We start from the raw sequence: 17728 nt of genomic DNA on the forward strand, positions 1-17728 counted from the left end.
TTACAGTATGGCAGGAATCAAAGAAGAAAAGAAAATCTATTCAGTCGGCATTTACTGCCGGTTATCTAAGGATGATGGCACGGAAAATGAGAGTGCGAGCATTGCCACGCAGAAATCCATCCTTACGGATTATGTGAAAAAGCAGGGCTGGCACTTAGCAAAAACGTATGTGGACGACGGTTATTCTGGTACGAATTTCCAAAGACCGAGCTTCCAGAACATGATTAAGGACATTGAAAACGGGCTGATAAATTGCGTGATTACGAAAGATTTATCAAGGTTAGGGAGGAATTATCTTGACTGCGGATTATATCTGGAAGTCTTTTTTCCCGAAAATAACGTGCGGTATATAGCGGTCAATGACGGTGTGGACACACTCAATAAATCAGTGATGGACATTACGCCGTTCCGCAATATCCTAAATGAAATGTATGCCGCCGACATATCAGTTAAGATAAAATCGGCGTACCGAGCGAGGTTTCAACAGGGGAAATTCATGGGGACGTATGCGCCCTATGGGTATATCAAAGACCCCGCCGACCACAACCATTTGTTGATAGATGATAAGGTGGCGCACGTTGTAAGGGAGATATTCGACCTTGCGCTTGCGGGAAATGGAATCTCCAAAATCCGCAAACACATCAATAAACAGCACGTCTTGCGCCCTGCCGCTTATGCGGCGGAGCAGGGGGCGGCAGGCTATGAACGGTACTTTGAGGATAACGAGGAAAACCGCTATATTTGGAGCGAGAACAGCGTGAGGGGCATTTTAAGAAGCCCTATCTATGCGGGAAACCTTGCAGGCTACAAGCGGATTGCCGCCAACATGAAAAGCAAGAAACGCCCCTCTAAGCTGCCCGAAGAATGGGAAGTGATACCCGACACCCATGAGGGGATAGTCACGCAGGAGGAATTTGACACCGTACAGCAGCTTATGACGAGCCGCAGGCGGGAACAGAACGCAGGGGGATTTGAGAATATCTTTGCAGGCGTTATCAAGTGTGCGGACTGCGGCTATGCTTTACGGGCTATGAGCGCAAACAGGAGGAAACGCCCCGACATCATCGACTGCGTACAATACACCTGCAATAATTATGGCAGGTACGGCAACATCATGTGTACCGCACACGCCATTGAAGCGAGGGACTTATTCAACGCTGTTCTTGCCGACATCAACCGTTTTGCGGATATGGCGGTGAATGACGAGCGGGCGGTGAAGGCGATTGAGAAGCGGCTCACGGAAACAGACCAGAGCAAGGCAAAGGCAATGGAGAAAGAACAAAAGAAGCTGAACAAACGCCTTGCGGAGCTTGACAGGCTGTTTTCCTCTCTCTATGAGGATAAGGTCATGGAGCGTATCACCGAGCGGAATTTCGAGATGATGTCGGGGAAATACCAGAAAGAACAGCTTGAAATCGAAGCACGGCTGAGGGAAGTAACGGAAACGCTCAACGAAAGCTACGAGAAGTCGCAGGGAATCCGTGACTTCCTCTCCCTTCTCCGCAACTATCAAGGCTTAAAGGAACTGGACGCAACGGTTGTAAATGCACTGATAGACAAGATACTTGTTTCGGAGCGTGAGAAGATGGCAGACGGAACGGTTAGACAGGAAATCAAGATTTACTATAAATTCATCGGCTTTGTCGGTGAATTACATATCACACCTACGAAGCGGTGGACAGCGTTGCCCGCTAAACCCTGTACGGTGTGCGGCATCGAATACGTCCCTGGCTCTGGCATATCGAAGTATTGTCCCGTTTGTGCTAAGAAGATACAGAGGGAGAAATCAAATGAGAGCAAACGCAGGAGCAGGGAACAGAAAAGGATGGCATGTATTGAACTGTCTGAGAAAAGTAATTTATTTGATAGTTAATTGAAAGAGTCTTAGTTTTCGAGTATAATATAGGTGGTTTTTAATGCTGATAATATTTTAGAGAAAAATTTTAGAAAGGTTTTTTACGAATATGGAAAGAAATTGTTTGGTAATTAGTGATGCGGTTCTTTTAGATAAGCTTGAATATTTTCTATATGACTATTCAGGGGTTGAATATAATAATTTGGATATTATAGTAAATCATTTTATTGGCAACAAAAACGATGAAGAAAGAATAAAGAGCAAAGATAATATATATGAATTAAGAAAAATACTTTCGTATTATAGTACAGATACACAATTAGAAGAAAAAACACTTGACAAGGCAGTTGATTTATTTTTGCTATTTTTACGTACATATAGCATTGAAGCAACTATGGGGTTAAATGGTTTATTGGATACTATATGGAAATCAGGTAAAGTGGGTAATGAATGGAATTGTGTTAAAAGAATAACAGGTATATTAGCAGCTGTATATTTATTATATTTTGTTCATGAAGCTAAAATATATGATAAAAATGAAACTGAAAAAAACATGAGAGAGATTTTCCGAAAAATATCAGTTTCTATACTATGGAAGATAAAAGGTTCTTAACTCAAATTTTTATGCTTGAAAATCAAAATGATTGTTTGACCTATTTATTGCATTCTAATTTGAAATGCTGTGATAAAAGTGAGAAATATACAGTTGATTCAGAGCGCATTATGGCAAAAGAATTTTTAGAATATTGAAAAAATTTAAAAACGCAGAGAGATATAAAGATGCTATGTCTTTTTTAGAAGAAAGTGAACATTTATTTAGAAGGGTATCGGATTTAGAAATTAGAGGATTTTGGGAAAAGCAAAAGGCGGAACTTTTATTTAATTTAGGGAAATATGAAGAAGCAAAAAATATTCAAAATAAATATATTAATAAATTCGGAGAATCCCAAAATGTTTTCGATTTATATAATGGAGCAATATATTATGCTTGGGCGGCGAATTATAAAGAAAAAGATGATGTAAACTGGGAAATTTACATTGAAGAGGCATATAAATTAATAATTCAGGCTGAGCAACATATTTTACAAGCAAAAGTGTTACAGAAAACGGAGTATAAAGAATTTCTGTATCATGTAATTTTAGAAAAATCTTTTTACTTTCAGAAAAAGTGATTATAATGGAGCATTTGAATGTTTTGAAGAAGCATTTAATGAAGCAGATGAGGAAACAAAAAAGACTCAAATTTTAATACACATTTATGGATATTAATGAAATACATGTGTTTAAACCCAGAAAAACATGAGCTAGTAATTGATTGGATTGAGTATTTTTACAATAATTTTAGTCATAAGAAATTGAAAGAGTATGAAGTAATTGTGGATTTTGTACACTCAAATGAGTATTTAAAAAATAATTCAGAGGCATATAAAAAGATTTATGAGAGTTTAATTCAATTGCTGTTCCATGCTTTAGAAATTCGGCATGAAACCAAAATACGTGATATATCTCAATATGATGTTCTTTATTACACAAAGGCTGAACATCTTAGGCTTTTATTAGAGGATGAAACTTCTGAAAATTGTAATTATCGTTTACCAATGTTTCATGTTTACCACATGAACGACCCACAGGAGGGAAAAATTCTTCGAGGTTTATTGGAAAATGATAAGTTTGCTTCTGTTGATACAGAGGACTTTTCAGATTCTAGAAATCAGTATGAAGAAAACTATGTTTTTTTAAAATCATTTTTTTGTTATCTAAAAAAGTAAAGAAAATTCTATGAAAGAATTTTTGCCAATGTGGGTACAGTATGGGGATGATGCTAAAGGATGTTGTATAGTATTAAATAATAAAACTTTTGAAAATAGTTCTTTGCGGAGGATAATATATTTAACGGATGATGGAAAATGTGATAAAAAGGATGAAAAGGTAAAAATATTTCTGGATGAATTTTTATTTACATATCGAGATTTAGTTTCTTTCTGCAATCATAAAATTGATTTGAATTCAGAAGAAGGAAAAGAATGTTTTCTTGAAATTAAATCTCTAGCAAAATATATCATTTCGCAGATTTCATATTTATTTAAGAATCAGTCATATAAGCATGAAAATGAAATTCGATTAATAGCTAATCGAACAAGTGCGGAACTTGATGATGTGAAAGTGATTTCTGGCAGTATACCTAAAATATATATTTATAATGATTCTAAGACATATATTAATGAGGTTATATTAGGAGCAAAAATAGAAAATCCTGAAGATTATGTATCTTTTATTTACAAACAAGGAAATAAAATGTGGAAAGATGATAAACAGTCACAGATAAAAGTTACTCAATCAACGATACAATATAGATGATATTTGGGATTGTTTATTGTTTGATATGTATTGAACTGTCCGCAAAAAATGACCGACTTGCTTAGAACAGCGTCAAGGGAGGATTGAAAGGCAGGGAAATATGTTCCCAGAGGTTGAAGTCTACCGATATGTGACGGAACAAACCTTTGATGCCTACCTCTATCAGCTTGTGGAGGGAAAACAGAAATTCATCTCTCAGATAATGACGAGCAAAAGCCCTGTGCGTTCTGCCGAGGACGTGGACGAGGTCGCCCTTTCCTTTGCGGAGGTGAAAATGCTTGCCACAGGCGACGAGCGTTTCAAGGAAAAAATGGATTTGGATATGCAGGTGGCGAAGCTGAAAGTCCTGAAGCAGAGTTATCTTTCCGAGCATTACGACCTTGAGGACAGGATACTGAAGCACTACCCGAAGGAGATTAAGGATTATGAGGAACGCATTGCAGGATATGGGAACGATGTTAAGATTGCCAGTCAGCACAAGCCGCAGGGCGAGAATAAGTTCTGCCCGATGACCTTAAACGGCGTAACCTACAAAGAAAAAGCGGACGCAGGCGGGATGCTGCTTGCCATCTGCAAGGAAAATCCACTGTCACAGCCGATACAAATCGGCAGCTACCGTGGCTTTCAGATGGAGGTTTTCTATGATACCTTTAACACCTGCTACTGCCTAAACATTTGCGGAATGAGGAAATATAAGGTGGAGCTAGGTGCGGATGCCCTTGGCAATCTTACCAGAATTGAGAATGAAATCGCCAAACTCCCCGCAAGGCTGGAAGCCGCCAAGACCAGAAAGGAGGAAACTATCGCACAGCTTGAAACCGCAAAAGAGGAAGTAAAAAAGCCGTTTGCTTTTGAAAATGAGCTGAAAGAAAAGACGGAACGGCTCAATGCCCTCAATATTGAGCTGAATCTGAATGAAAAGGACAACGCTGTAATTGACGACGGGCAGGAACAGGACGGCGAACAGCCAGAGAAAAAATGTATGGACAGGGAGCGTTAAACCTAGTTTACACATTTGGATTGCTCTGTTTTGGGTAGTATAATAAAATTGGATTAGAAAAAAAGGAGGTGAGGAAGAATGTCTGATTCGTTTAGATTTGAAACTTTTGTAGATGCCCACAGCAATATCTTCCATGAATACCTTGGTTCTGTCATAGCAAAGCTGTCCAGAGAAAACGAGGAATACCGTGCCGTACAAGCCAAGATTGAGGGATTGTATGAGAAATATCCGAAAGTCTTAGGCGTGTTTGACACGGAAACAGAGGAGGAATTGACCGTGGAAGAATGTGCGGCACTGATTAAAGTGATGGAGCTGAAAAACAAACTTACAGACATGGAAATTCAGTCAGTCTACTTCCGTGGCTGTTATGACAGCGTGGGATATCTGAAAAAGGCAGGGATTTTATAATGGACTGACTGAGAGAAGACGACGTCAGCGTGAAGGTGCTGCCGTCGTATCTACATAGCCGAGAGCTTTTCTGTTAAGAAAATCCCTTGGCTTTTTCAATTTCAGGAGGTGATTGAATGGAATGAAAAGTAACACATCATACGTAAAGATTGCCCCCGAAGTAATCGAACAGGCTAGGCAAATGGATTTACTGACCTACCTGCAGCGTTACGAACCGGGCAATCTAAAAAGAGTCGCAGGCAATGTCTACTGCACCAAAGAGCATGACAGCTTAAAGATTTCCAACGGAAAATGGTATTGGTGGTCGAGAGGTTTCGGCGGCATATCTGCTCTCGACTACCTTATCAAAGTCAAAGATTACGACTTTATCAAAGCTGTAGAAACACTCACAGGGCAGACCGCCGCAGACTGGGCTCCCCTATCGGCATCCCCAATAAAGAGAGAACCCAAGATACTGCTCCTGCCGCCAAAGAATAAAAATTGTGACCGAGTAACAGAGTATCTATTCAGACGGGGCATTGATTACCCACTAATCCAAGAGTGCATTGCTAACGGAATACTCTTTGAAAGTGCTGATTACCACAACGCAATATTTATTGGAAAAGATGAAATGGGGACGCCCAGATATGCAGCCTGCCGAAGTATAGTTGGCAGCTTTAAGAGAGACGCATCGGGGAGCGACAAGCGGTATTCGTTTCGGCTTTTGCCCAAAGAGTCAAGCGAAACCGTGCATTTATTTGAAGCCGCCATTGACCTGCTGTCCTATGCCACCTATCTAAAATGCGAAGGAAAAGATTACCATGAAACAAATTTACTTTCATTGTCAGGCGTATATCAGCCTAAAAAAGAAATAAAAGATAGTAAACTTCCTATCGCTTTGACCACATTTCTGCAAGTTAATCCACAGATACAGACTATCCATCTGCATCTGGATAATGACAAAGCAGGGCGGTTATGTACCGCTGCGCTAAAAGAATTATTACAGAAACAATACCAAATCGTTGATTCCCCGCCGCCAGTAGGTAAGGACTACAACGATTTTTTATTGTCCTATCTGGGGATAGTAAGACCCAAAACTAATCAGGAAAGGAGAGACGCACGTTAATAATCAGCGAATCCCCGGTAAAGACCAGCAACCCAATCCCATTAAAATGTATCAAACAAAAACAGAAAGAGAGGAAAATCCATTGAAAGAATACAAAGTGAAGCTGAATATCCATTATGAAAAACCCCTCACTATCTATGCCGACAACTCCGAACAGGCGGCAGAAAAATTGAGAAATATTCTCTTTGACAGCAATGCAATCCAGTTCTCCGAGGAAGATTTTGCTTGCGGAGAAGCCGTTATAACCGATTCCTGCAAGGGCAATCCCAAAGAATCAGGGATGAAGAACGAAGCCTTAAAGAACAGTTATTGTTCGGGCTGTACCTTCCAGTGTCCGATATGCGGAGGATGTTGCAGCGAGGACGGATGTTAAAAACACGTCTTACCAAGCACTGAATTTGGCTAACCAAATTCGCTTGTTAGGGGAATCCCCTAATACCCCGTGCAAAAGAGAAATATAAGAAAGGAATCCAGACATGAAAGAAGCCATATTTTTTATCCTTGGCACAATGCTCGGCGGAATGTTCGGCGCAGCCAGCATGTGCATATTGCAAATAAACAGAACGTCAGAAAGAAGGGGGACAGAGCATGAGAAAGAGAAATGTGCAGATACTTTTTCGGCTGTCGGAAGAAGAAGCTGATTACCTATACAGACTTGTAGGGCAGTCAGGACGTTCCAAAGAAGCCCTTCTGCGTTCTATGGTCATGGGATACCGTCTCTGCCAAAAGCCAGACCCGGAATTCTACAAGATAATGCGGGAGCTGTCAGCAATCGGAAACCGTATCAACCAGCTTGCGGCGAAAGCAAACGCCCTCGGCTTCATAGACACACCGATGCTTCGGGAAGAAGCTAAGCGATGGCACGATTTCCAGATTGACGTCCGAAAAAAATATCTTCTCCCGAAACGGGCGGCAACATAATGGCAGTCTGCGAAATCTGGGATGTAAGGGGCAGGCTCGACCACCCTCTGGACTATGCCAAGAATCCTGATAAGACAGTCAATCCTGATTATACCGACGCTGATTTACAGGCAATGGGAGATGTGATGAAGTATGCTGCCAACAGCGACAAGACCGAACAGCAATTTTTCGTCACAGGAGTAAATTGCGACCCGGTAACCGCAAGGGATGAAATGGCAATAACAAAAGCACAGTATCAGGATGAAAGTAAGATAGTCTGCTACCACGGATTCCAGAGCTTTAAGCAAGGAGAAGTCACGCCAGAGCAGGCGCACGAAATCGGCGTAAAATTAGCGCAAAAAATGTGGGGCGACAGGTTCCAAGCTATCGTAGCGACCCATCTAAACACAAACTGTCTGCATAACCACTTTGTAATAAACTCGGTATCTTATACAGATGGAAAGCATTTTTAGAGAACATAAGATATACTAATCCTTATAATTAAATATCTGATTGCAAAGCACTCATTACTGACCGAAAGAAAAAGGTTAAGTGATGGGTGTTTCTATTTTATCAAAAAGTGAATACAACGTCTAAAAATATACTTCCCTTTTTGGGCTATTGGGTGAGAGGTCAAATCCTCCCACCCATTTTTATTGCCATGAAACCAATACAATAGATTACCGCTCCTTGAAAACTTTATAGCAGCCGCCAGAGGGATACCTGCCGCAATGGACAGTAGATTACAACACGAATCCTGCCCCCTGCTTAATCCGTGCATAGCACAGGCAGAGAGAACGCCGCTTAAAGAAAGCGTGGAACTGTATGGACTGACTGCGTTACATACTCCTGCTGTTCTTGCAGGAGTAAATATATTTAGGAGGTCATGCCTATGTGCAACAAAACCAAAGACACCGCCCGAAAGGAGGAATCCCATGCAGAAGCTTCAGACGGTCAACGCCGATACGCTCCTCTATGAGCCGCTTGAAAAGCCGTCCTTTGTGGTGGACGGTCTGATACCCACGGGCTTAACCCTGTTCTGCGGCTCACAGAAAATCGGTAAGAGCTGGCTCATGTTAAAGCTCTGCCTTTGTGTGTCGCAGGGAATCCCCTTGTGGGATATGCCGACACAGGAGGGCGACGTGCTTTACCTCTGCCTTGAGGACACGTTCTGCCGCATCCAAGACAGGCTGTTCCGCTTGACGGATGAAGCGAGCGGGCGGCTTCACTTTGCGGTGGCAAGCGACAAGCTGTCAGACGGTCTTATCGTGCAGTTGGAGGATTATTTGAAAGAATACCCCGACAGCAGGCTTATTGTGATTGACACCTTGCAGAAAGTCCGAACCGCATCCAAAGACAACGCCTACGCAAGCGACTACGGGGACATCTCCCTTATCAAAGACTTTGCCGACAGGCACTCTCTTGCGGTCATTGTCGTACACCATATTCGAAAGCAGAACGACAGCGACGTGTTCAACAAAGTGTCTGGCACGACGGGATTGACGGGGAGTGCGGACGCAACCTTTGTCCTGCAACAGGAAAGCCGTGCGTCCAATGCCGCAAAGCTGTATGTGACGGGCAGGGACACGCCCTATCAGGAGTTTACGCTCCGTTTTCGTGATTGCAGTTGGGAACTGGTGGAGCGGAAAGAGCAGGAACAGCTTGCCAAAGAAGCGATACCAGACGTCCTTTTTCGGATTGTAAATTTCATGCAGGATAAAGAGGAATGGACTGGCACAGCCACAGAGTTATTGGACGCTCTGGGGGAAACAGAAACAGCGGCAAATGTTTTAACAAAGTGGATGAATGAGTACCGCCTTGACTTCCTGCTTGAAAACCATATCCGTTATGATTTCAGCCGCAGGAGCAGCGGGCGGATGATTTCTCTTGCCGTTGCCGCCGACATTTAAACCTATGTGACATCGGCGGCTCTGCCCCATGCGTGACGGTCATGACGATGATGACGGTGTTTTTAGGATACCCCCTGCCACTGTCACTGTCATAGCGGATGTATGTAAAATTGACAGTTATGCCCTGCGGGTGACAGCGGTGACGGTGATGACAGCAATATTGGGATACCCCCGCCGCTGTCACCCTTACGGGAGAACACCCCGTAAACGCAACATGCAGGCGTGGGCATTACTCGCCCTTTTCGGCTCGTAAAGCCACCCCTGCGGTCAGAAAAATCCCCCCGATTTTTCCGACTGCGTTTACAGGGTGTAACACACTACACTTTGCCCTGCAAAGTCGTGTGCCAGACGTTCCCTCTGGACTCCCTTAAAGCAGGGCTTACGCCCTGCCCATCCTGCGCCCTGCGGCTTCGGATGGAAGAATGTCGGCTTGACAGTGACAGCTATGACAGGCGGTAGGGGGGTATCCCAAAATCACCGTCATCATCGTCATGACCGTCACCTTTTGGGAGATTACCCGCCGAAGAAAGGAAGATTGACTATGCCCTATGCAATCCTGCGTTTCCAGAAACGCAAGGCAGGCGGCGTTGCGGCTTGCGAACGCCACAACGAGCGGAAGAAAGAAGCCTATAAAAGCAACCCAGATATTGACGTGGGACGCTCCAAAGATAACTACCATCTTGTGAAGCCGCCCCGCTACACCTACAAGAAAGAGATAAACCAAATGGTAAAAGAAGCGGGCTGTAAGGTAAGGAAAGACAGCGTGATGATGGTGGAAACGCTTATCACCGCTTCGCCCGAATTTATGAACAGCTTACCGCCCGAAGAACAAAAAGCCTATTTCCAGACGGCTCTTGACTTCATTTCGGAGCGTGTGGGAAAGAAAAATATCCTCTCCGCAGTCGTCCACATGGACGAGAGAACACCCCATATGCACCTGTGCTTTGTGCCGCTTACGCCCGACAACAAGCTGTCAGCGAAGTCCATTTTAGGCAACCAAAAGAGCCTGTCCGAGTGGCAGACCGCCTACCATGAGCGGATGTCCGCACAGTGGAGCGAATTGGAAAGAGGTCAGTCCTCAATGGAAACGAAGCGGAAACACATCCCCACATGGCTCTACAAGTTGGGCGGCAGGCTGGATAAACAGTATGCAGAAATCGTGTCTGCCCTCTCCGACATTAACGCTTTTAACGCAGGAAAGAAAAGAGATAAGGCGTTAGAACTGCTCTCCGCATGGCTTCCAGACGTGGAGAAATTCTCTAAGGAAATCGGCAAACAGCAGGCGTATATCGACAGCTTGAAAGAGAGAATCGGGCAGGAATCCGACTATGCGGGGCGTATGCGTGATGAGAAGTACGAGCAGGAACGAAAGGTACAGAAAGCCAACCAGAGGATATTTGAGTTGCAGAGAACCAACGAGCAGATGGAAAGGCTGTTGAAAAAGATACCGCCAGAATTGATAGAAGAATTACAGAAAAGCAATCGGAACAGAGCGAAAGAAAGGTAGGAATGTGAATGAAGAAACAGGATTTTAAGGTATTAAAGACAGCAGATTTATACCCGTTTCCCGACAACCCGTTTCATGTGGTGGAGGATGAAATGCTGTCAGCGTTAGCGGAAAGCATTAAGGAATTTGGCATTGTAACACCGATAATCACACGCCCGAAAGAGGACGGGAATGGCTATGAAATCATTGCGGGACAGCGGCGTGTCCGTGCTTCGGAGCTTGCAGGGATAAACACAGTCCCCGCTTTTGTCCTGCCTTTAGACCGTGACCGAGCCATCATCACCCTTGTGGACAGCAACTTACAGCGTGAAAATATCCTGCCATCGGAGCGGGCGTTTGCCTACAAGATGAAATCCGAAGCCATGAAGCGGCAGGGTTTCCGCACAGACTTAACCTCGTCACAAGTTGGGACGAAGTTGCGGACGGACGATAAGGTGGCGCAGGGCTTCGGCGTTGGCAGGATGACCGTGCAGAGATTCATCCGCTTGACGGAGCTGATACCGCCTATTTTGCAGATGGTGGACGAGGGGAGAATCGCCCTCACGCCTGCGGTGGAGCTGTCCTTTTTGAAGAAAAGCGAGCAGGAAAACCTATTCGCCACAATGGAGAGCGAGGAAGCAACGCCCTCACTCTCACAGGCACAGCGGATGAAAAACCTAAGCCAGAGCGGGCGGCTTGACATGGATACCATCTTTGCGATTATGACGGAGGAAAAGGGAAACCAGAAAGAAACCGTGAAAATCGGCATGGAGAGGTTAAAGAAATACTTCCCGAAAGGGACAACGCCGAAGCAGATGGAGGACACCATCATCAAACTTTTGGAGCGTGAATTGCAGAGGAAACGGGGCAGGGAAAGCCGCTAATCTTCTCTTTTCGGGTAGTAAATGCACAGAGTATCCAAGCAAAGAAAATGTAGAATTGAGGTAGGAAATGAAAGATATTCAGTATGAGATTGTAAAGGAAATCGCCATATTGTCTACGAGTGACAGCGGCTACACAAAGGAAATCAATTTAATCTCATGGAACGGGAAAGAGCCAAAGTATGACATCCGCAGCTTTTCCCCCAACCGTGAGAAGTGCGGAAAGGGCATTACGCTGACTGAAAAAGAAGCGGGAAATCTCCTTGCCTCATTGAAAAAAGAGTTGACACAATAATTATTTTTATCTGGATTAGGGACGTTTTCAGACGCTCCTTTTCTGTCTTTAAGGGAGGATATACGCCTATGGCAAGGACAATTACACGCCCGAAGATAACGGTTCAGCCTGTCTATACGGGCAGTAAGGATATGAGGGAAGTATTTATTTCCCTGCTTGTAAACGAAGTGCGGAGGGGGAAATCTTCTCCCCGCACCTTTGAGATAATAAAGGACACGCAATACAATAAAGACAGAAAACAGAGAAAGGGGACGGAATGAATGGGAATTTTAAAGACTGCCTTGTACTGCCGTTTATCGAAAGACGATATGGCGCAGGGCGACAGCGAGAGCATTAAGACACAGAAAACCATGCTGACACAGTATGCAAAGGAACACGGCTTTATGGTGGTGGAAATCTATGTGGATGACGGTTGGAGCGGCTTAAATTTTGAAAGGCCAGACTTTAACCGTATGCTTGATGACATTGAAGCGGGAAAGATAGATGTCGTCATCACAAAGGATTTATCACGTCTGGGGCGTGACCATTTAAAGGTCGGGCATTTTACGGAGATTTATTTCCCAATGAAAAATGTAAGGTATATCGCCCTCAATGACGGGGTGGACACCGCCAACAGGAATAACGATATCGCCGCATTAAAGAATGTGATGAACGAATTTTACAGCAGGGATATTTCAAGGAAAATCCGTTCGTCTTTTCGGGCGAGGTCAAAAGCGGGGCTTTACCGCTGCTCCTACGCCCCGTTTGGATACCGCAAAGCACCAGATAACCATAACAAGCTGGTTGTGGACGGGGAAACGGCATGGGTGGTAAAGCGTATATTTGAGCTTGCGAACAAAGGGTTCGGGGTGAGGAAGATTGCAAAGGCTTTCCGCACGGAAAAGGTGGCGTGCCCGTCATGGTGGCTTCATACACGCAATGAGAAGGATTATTCATGGAGGTTTGAGAACCCAGAAAACAAATACGAATGGGCTCCCTGCGTCATCCGTGGGATAATAGGAAACCCTATATATCTTGGGCATTCGGTGATGTGCAAAACGGAGGTGATTTTCAAGGTAGGGAAATACAGGAACGTCCCAGAATCAGAGCAGATACGGGTGGACAACACGCATGAGCCGCTTGTGTCGCAGGAACTTTTTGACGGGGCAAACGCTAAGATTCAAAGCCGACGGCGTGACACGAAAAATAATTTTGTTTCCATATTTGCAGGGCTTATAAAGTGCGGCACATGCGGGAAGTCTTTGGGGCTTAGGTATTGGGGGAAAGACAAGCACCATATTTATGTTTGCAGCACTTACGCCCAGAATACAAAGGCTTGCTCTGACCACCGTATTTTCTATGAGGATTTATATAACGCGGTTCTTGCCGACATCCAGTACCATGCTCACCTTGCCTTCGAGGACAGGGAAAAAGCGGTAGCCCTGGCGTTGAAAATGAACGCAAAGGCAGACGGGAATAAGGGGAAAAATAACGAATACAGACTGAAACAGGCGAAGAAACGGTATGAGGAAGTGACAAGGCTGTTTGACCGTTTATATGAGGATTCCCTTTCTGGGCGTATCTCCAATGAAAATTTTGCACGTCTGATAGACAAGTACCAGACGGAGCAGGAGAAGCTTTTGGAAGTGATAGAGGGCATTGAACATGCCATGCAGGAAGTAAGGGACAGCCAGAAGAACGCTGTACAATGGGCTGACTTGATGGCGGAATTTGTGGGCATAGAGGAACTGACCGCCGAAAACCTCAACCTTTTAGTGGAGCGGATTGAAGTGTTTGAGCGGACGGAAACCGAAGCAGGGGCAGAACAGGTCATTAAGGTCTGCTACCGCTTCGGCGGTTACATACAGGAGCGGCGTTTTAAGGCAACCATGCTGATAAGGCATGGCAGGAGGCGTAAATACCCTTTGGGAAAAGGAACGGGCGATGGAAAAGCACCCTCTGTATCTTGATTATAATGAATGGCGGCTGACAATTCCTTGCCTTATAGATATATGGAACAGCCTTATAGCGAAGATAGATATACCGACTGCGTGGATGGACTGATTGAGAAATTTGTCTACGCAAAGAAAGTCAAAATAAAAATACGATAACGGAGGTAGTTGCAATGGCAAAGACGATTTTTGAGAAACTAGACGGCAAATACGAGCGGCAAGGAGATTACTTAATCCCGTGCTTAACTGTACCCGCCGAAGAAGAACAGCCGATAGGCGTATGGGGGCAGCGGCATCTGGACTATCTGAAGCAGTACCGCAAGGTTACATACACGAATCTTCTCACAAGCGGTAAGCTTAATACATACCTTGCCGACATCAACAGACAGGCGCAGGAACGCTTTTATTGGCTCATAGAGGGCATGAAACAGGCACAGGGCATAACGGAACAGCTAAAGGCAGAAAACGCCTTAGAATGGACAGGGCGGCTAGGTAACATAAGGGCGTGTGCGAGGGAGATTGTGAACGAGGAAATTGTTTATGCATAGCAGAATGGCGGCAGGATTATATTCTGTCGCTTTTCTGGTTTCTAATTAGGGCAATTTCTATTAAGATAATTTAAAAAAGTTATGTTATATTAAATAGGGAAAGGAGTGTCATATATGAACAATAATACAGTTGTAGAAAAAATAGTAGACTATATAGAAACGCACATTAACGAGGATTTGTCGCTTGATAAAATAGCAAATGCATTAAATTATTCAAAATTCTATATAGCCAGAATTTTTACTGAAGAAACAAAATGTACGGTTTATAAATACATACAGGGGCGTAGGTTGACTTTGGCTGCTCAAAAACTTGTAGAAACAGAGCAGCCCATTGTTGAAATTGCTTATGAAGCACATTATGATTCACAGCAAGCTTTCACATTAGCTTTTAAACAGTTATATGAATGTACGCCTAATATTTATCGAAAAAATGGTGTGTTCTATCCTAAACAATCGAAGATATGCATGATGAGTTCGTTTGATGGATGCTCATTTATTTATTATTTAGCAGGGGGTAAATTGGCAGCATGAGTACAATTCCGTATGTTATTGAACAGACAAGTCGAGGAGAACGAAGTTATGATATTTTTTCAAGATTATTGTCCGACAGAATTGTTTTTTTAGGAGAAGAAGTAAGTGATGTTTCAGCAAATTTGATTATTGCACAAATGCTATTTTTAGAATCACAAGACCCAGGAAAAGACATTCAGTTATATATAAATAGTCCAGGCGGTTCTGTTTCGGCGGGATTTGCTATTTATGATACAATGCAATATGTCAAATGTGATGTTTCGACAATATGTGTAGGTCTTGCTGCAAGTTTTGGAGCTTTTTTATTGGCAGGAGGTACAAAAGGAAAACGTCTTGCTTTGCCTAATGCAGAAATTATGATACATCAGCCTGCTATTCATGGAAATGGGATTCAAGGGCAGGCAACCGATATAAAAATTACATCTGACCACATACAAAAAAGCAAAAAGCGATTAAATACTATTTTATCAGAAAACACAGGTAAAAGTATTGATGAGGTTGCTATTGCAACGGAACGTGATAATTATATGACGGCAATAGAAGCAATGGATTTCGGCTTGATTGATAAAATTATAGATAAGCGTTGATTTTTTATAAATAAAGCATTTTTTTCTAAATAAAAATCAGTATTATTACAAAGGAGAAAATATAAAGTCGATGAACATGTGATATATAAAATCACGGTTTGTCGGCTCTATTTTATTTCATAAGGTTTTAAGGCAAACGCCCACCAAATAAAAAAAACGAGGTTCGGTGGGCGATATTGCTATGCCCGAAAAGACTTAACAGACACTCTCCAAACCTGTTTTAAAGTTTGGAGGGATTTTTTATGTCCTTTTTTCGGGCAGTAATCCATCTGCTCATGCAACGCAGATTTGACTTATACATAGCATATCGGGGATTGGCAGAAAGCCAGTTAAAAAAATCCCTGCCCATGCAACGCTACTTCTTACCATGAAACCAGAAGTAGAATCTCCACTTAATAGAATTAGAATCACTCATAACCGTAGAGGTCACAGAGCCTTTGCGGTTTTTCTTTTGTCGTTTTTTATCGGAATGTGCCGCAGCGCTGTTTCCGCTGTTGGCTGCCGTTCGCCGCCTTTCCCATCTGGGTTTTAGCATTTCAAAAATTCAGATGGGAGGTACTTACGGTGAGATACGCACCAAGAAAAGTATATATCAAAGAAAGCAGCGATTATGTGGAATTATCCTATACGGACTTCTGCCGCCGCAGGCAAGCCGACCAGAGTTACATGGACAAGCTGTTTATCCCCGTGCAGGGCTGTCTGCTTGAAGTCGTGCGGGAACAGTACACAGATTTCTATCGGGATAAGGAACGGTGGCGTTATCTGAAAAAACTGGACACAAGCCACAAACTGCTGTCATTGGAGGGATTTACAGACAGTGAGGGAAAGGTGCTTGATTTCATTGTTGATGAAGCGGTGGACGTTGCGGAAACCGTTGTCCATACGGTAATGGTGGACAGGCTGAAAGCCGCCCTGCCTTTATTGTCGAGTAGTGAGCAGACATTGATAAACGCCATCTTCTTTGAAGAACTATCCGAGCGGGAAGTCGGATTGCGGTTAGGCGTGACACAGAGCGTTGTCAATAAACGCAAAGCCAAAATCCTTGCGAAGCTGAGAAAGATAATCGAAAACAAAATTTAAGGCGTTCAGCCCCCTTATTTTTTCCTTTGGGAAAATGAGGGGGCTTTTTCCTGCCCTCTCAATCAATTCTGATTGGAGGAAATAAGGATGGCATACAACCACGGACGGGAGGACAGGAAATGGCGTATCTGGAAAGAAGCCGAGGAAAAGGTTTTGCGTGAGTGCGGTGTTGATGAAGCAACCATTGAGCAAATCCGCACAGACGACAGGGCAGATTTTAATTCCAACAGGCGGTTTTACCGATGGACAAGTGACTTCGGAGAATACCTTGAGGAAATGGCGGGCAGGGAGAAACAGGCAGAGGTAAGGTCGGTAATGGATTTACTGGATGAGATTGAGAGCGAAACGCTGTATTTTGCGTTAGTCACAGTGGACAGGCGTACATTACAAATCATCGTGCTGAAAATGCAGGGGTATTCCACAAAGGAGATTGCCCCGCTTGTGCATTTGACGACGGGAGCTGTCTATGCAAGGTTAGACCATTTGCGGAAGAAGCTGCGGAAAATTTTATAGCGTCTTAGACAGCCTGCCGTCCTGCGGGCTACTGGGTGAGGGGTGGAAATTCTCTCACTCATATTTTTCGGGAGGTAAGCAGGATGGCATACAGAGTTAAGGCTTACATGCTTCGGGAAGAATCCGCGGAAAGCGGCACGAGGTATTCTATCAGCTTCAAGGATGGCAGGGAGGGTATCACGAGTTGGAAGTATCAGAACAGTTCTTTATGGAGTTTCGGCAAATGGAAAAGCATCTCAATAACTAACAGTTCGATAATTCTATTGTTTTTATGTTTGAGATATTTCCTTTATGTTCTATAACGAGCTTTCACAGATGGAAAGCATTATCACGACAACAA

The 17728-nt window shown here is 43.6% G+C and carries 24 protein-coding genes and 1 pseudogene; all 25 read left to right on the forward strand.

Going from position 1 to position 17728, the window contains the following annotated elements; all coding sequences use genetic code 11:
- The first annotated feature begins 7 nt into the window (after positions 1–7).
- Positions 8–1873, forward strand: coding sequence for a recombinase family protein (locus GN277_RS04315; RefSeq protein ID WP_159749981.1), 1866 nt, complete (start codon positions 8–10; stop codon positions 1871–1873).
- 91 nt (positions 1874–1964) lie between these two features.
- On the forward strand, positions 1965–2468 hold the full coding sequence (locus tag GN277_RS04320; protein ID WP_159749982.1) for a hypothetical protein: 504 nt from the start codon (positions 1965–1967) through the stop codon (positions 2466–2468).
- 133 nt (positions 2469–2601) lie between these two features.
- Entirely contained in the window at positions 2602–3027 is a 426-nt protein-coding gene (locus GN277_RS04325; RefSeq protein ID WP_159749983.1) for a hypothetical protein, read from the forward strand.
- A gap of 96 nt (positions 3028–3123) precedes the next feature.
- A complete protein-coding gene (locus GN277_RS04330; protein WP_204162699.1) occupies positions 3124–3624 on the forward strand; it encodes a hypothetical protein in 501 nt (166 codons plus the stop codon).
- A 10-nt stretch (positions 3625–3634) separates the two neighbouring features.
- The gene (locus tag GN277_RS04335) at positions 3635–4213 is read left to right on the forward strand and encodes a DUF2971 domain-containing protein (RefSeq protein ID WP_159749985.1); all 579 of its coding nucleotides are present in this window, start codon (positions 3635–3637) and stop codon (positions 4211–4213) included.
- Between the two features lie 100 nt (positions 4214–4313).
- Positions 4314–5213 carry a helicase gene (locus tag GN277_RS04340; protein ID WP_159749986.1) on the forward strand — a complete coding sequence of 300 codons (900 nt, stop codon included), beginning with the start codon at positions 4314–4316 and terminating at the stop codon, positions 5211–5213.
- 78 nt (positions 5214–5291) lie between these two features.
- Complete coding sequence (locus GN277_RS04345; RefSeq protein WP_159749987.1) at positions 5292–5621, forward strand: DUF6664 family protein; 330 nt, start codon at positions 5292–5294, stop codon at positions 5619–5621.
- A gap of 121 nt (positions 5622–5742) precedes the next feature.
- A complete protein-coding gene (locus GN277_RS04350; RefSeq protein WP_159749988.1) occupies positions 5743–6726 on the forward strand; it encodes a DUF3991 and TOPRIM domain-containing protein in 984 nt (327 codons plus the stop codon).
- 82 nt (positions 6727–6808) lie between these two features.
- A complete protein-coding gene (locus GN277_RS04355) occupies positions 6809–7099 on the forward strand; it encodes a hypothetical protein (protein WP_159749989.1) in 291 nt (96 codons plus the stop codon).
- A gap of 103 nt (positions 7100–7202) precedes the next feature.
- Positions 7203–7367 (forward strand): DUF3789 domain-containing protein, encoded by a 165-nt coding sequence (locus GN277_RS04360; RefSeq protein ID WP_159749990.1) that lies wholly within the window; start codon positions 7203–7205, stop codon positions 7365–7367.
- Positions 7315–7647 (forward strand): plasmid mobilization protein, encoded by a 333-nt coding sequence (locus tag GN277_RS04365; protein ID WP_159749991.1) that lies wholly within the window; start codon positions 7315–7317, stop codon positions 7645–7647. Before GN277_RS04360 ends, GN277_RS04365 begins: the two co-directional genes overlap by 53 nt.
- Positions 7647–8099 carry a relaxase/mobilization nuclease domain-containing protein gene (locus tag GN277_RS04370; RefSeq protein WP_244324597.1) on the forward strand — a complete coding sequence of 151 codons (453 nt, stop codon included), beginning with the start codon at positions 7647–7649 and terminating at the stop codon, positions 8097–8099. Before GN277_RS04365 ends, GN277_RS04370 begins: the two co-directional genes overlap by 1 nt.
- A gap of 462 nt (positions 8100–8561) precedes the next feature.
- Positions 8562–9536: an AAA family ATPase gene (locus tag GN277_RS04375; RefSeq protein ID WP_159756356.1), complete on the forward strand. Its 975-nt coding sequence runs from the start codon at positions 8562–8564 to the stop codon at positions 9534–9536.
- 28 nt (positions 9537–9564) lie between these two features.
- Positions 9565–9789, forward strand: a complete 225-nt coding sequence (locus GN277_RS29330; RefSeq protein ID WP_204162700.1) for a hypothetical protein — start codon at positions 9565–9567, stop codon at positions 9787–9789.
- Between the two features lie 288 nt (positions 9790–10077).
- Complete coding sequence (gene mobV, locus GN277_RS04380) at positions 10078–11043, forward strand: MobV family relaxase (RefSeq protein WP_159749992.1); 966 nt, start codon at positions 10078–10080, stop codon at positions 11041–11043.
- Positions 11044–11051: 8 nt separating this feature from the next.
- The gene (locus GN277_RS04385) at positions 11052–11906 is read left to right on the forward strand and encodes a ParB/RepB/Spo0J family partition protein (protein WP_159749993.1); all 855 of its coding nucleotides are present in this window, start codon (positions 11052–11054) and stop codon (positions 11904–11906) included.
- 67 nt (positions 11907–11973) lie between these two features.
- Positions 11974–12198, forward strand: a complete 225-nt coding sequence (locus GN277_RS04390) for a YdbC family protein (protein ID WP_159749994.1) — start codon at positions 11974–11976, stop codon at positions 12196–12198.
- 68 nt (positions 12199–12266) lie between these two features.
- Positions 12267–12458, forward strand: coding sequence for a hypothetical protein (locus tag GN277_RS04395; protein WP_159749995.1), 192 nt, complete (start codon positions 12267–12269; stop codon positions 12456–12458).
- Entirely contained in the window at positions 12459–14147 is a 1689-nt protein-coding gene (locus tag GN277_RS04400; protein ID WP_159749996.1) for a recombinase family protein, read from the forward strand.
- Positions 14148–14302: 155 nt separating this feature from the next.
- Positions 14303–14677 (forward strand): TnpV protein, encoded by a 375-nt coding sequence (locus GN277_RS04405; RefSeq protein WP_159749997.1) that lies wholly within the window; start codon positions 14303–14305, stop codon positions 14675–14677.
- Positions 14678–14791: 114 nt separating this feature from the next.
- Positions 14792–15208, forward strand: coding sequence for a helix-turn-helix domain-containing protein (locus tag GN277_RS04410; RefSeq protein ID WP_159749998.1), 417 nt, complete (start codon positions 14792–14794; stop codon positions 15206–15208).
- On the forward strand, positions 15205–15795 hold the full coding sequence (locus GN277_RS04415; protein WP_159749999.1) for an ATP-dependent Clp protease proteolytic subunit: 591 nt from the start codon (positions 15205–15207) through the stop codon (positions 15793–15795). The genes GN277_RS04410 and GN277_RS04415 overlap by 4 nt, the downstream gene beginning before the upstream one ends.
- A gap of 564 nt (positions 15796–16359) precedes the next feature.
- Entirely contained in the window at positions 16360–16875 is a 516-nt protein-coding gene (locus tag GN277_RS04420) for a sigma-70 family RNA polymerase sigma factor (protein WP_159750000.1), read from the forward strand.
- 87 nt (positions 16876–16962) lie between these two features.
- A complete protein-coding gene (locus GN277_RS04425) occupies positions 16963–17388 on the forward strand; it encodes an RNA polymerase sigma factor (RefSeq protein ID WP_159750001.1) in 426 nt (141 codons plus the stop codon).
- Positions 17389–17471: 83 nt separating this feature from the next.
- Positions 17472–17632 (forward strand): annotated as a pseudogene (locus GN277_RS04430) (sigma-70 family RNA polymerase sigma factor); the annotation flags it as partial.
- Positions 17633–17728: the final 96 nt, after the last annotated feature.

Origin of the sequence: Sporofaciens musculi (assembly GCF_009830285.1) — a bacterium.
GTDB lineage: Bacteria > Bacillota > Clostridia > Lachnospirales > Lachnospiraceae > Sporofaciens > Sporofaciens musculi.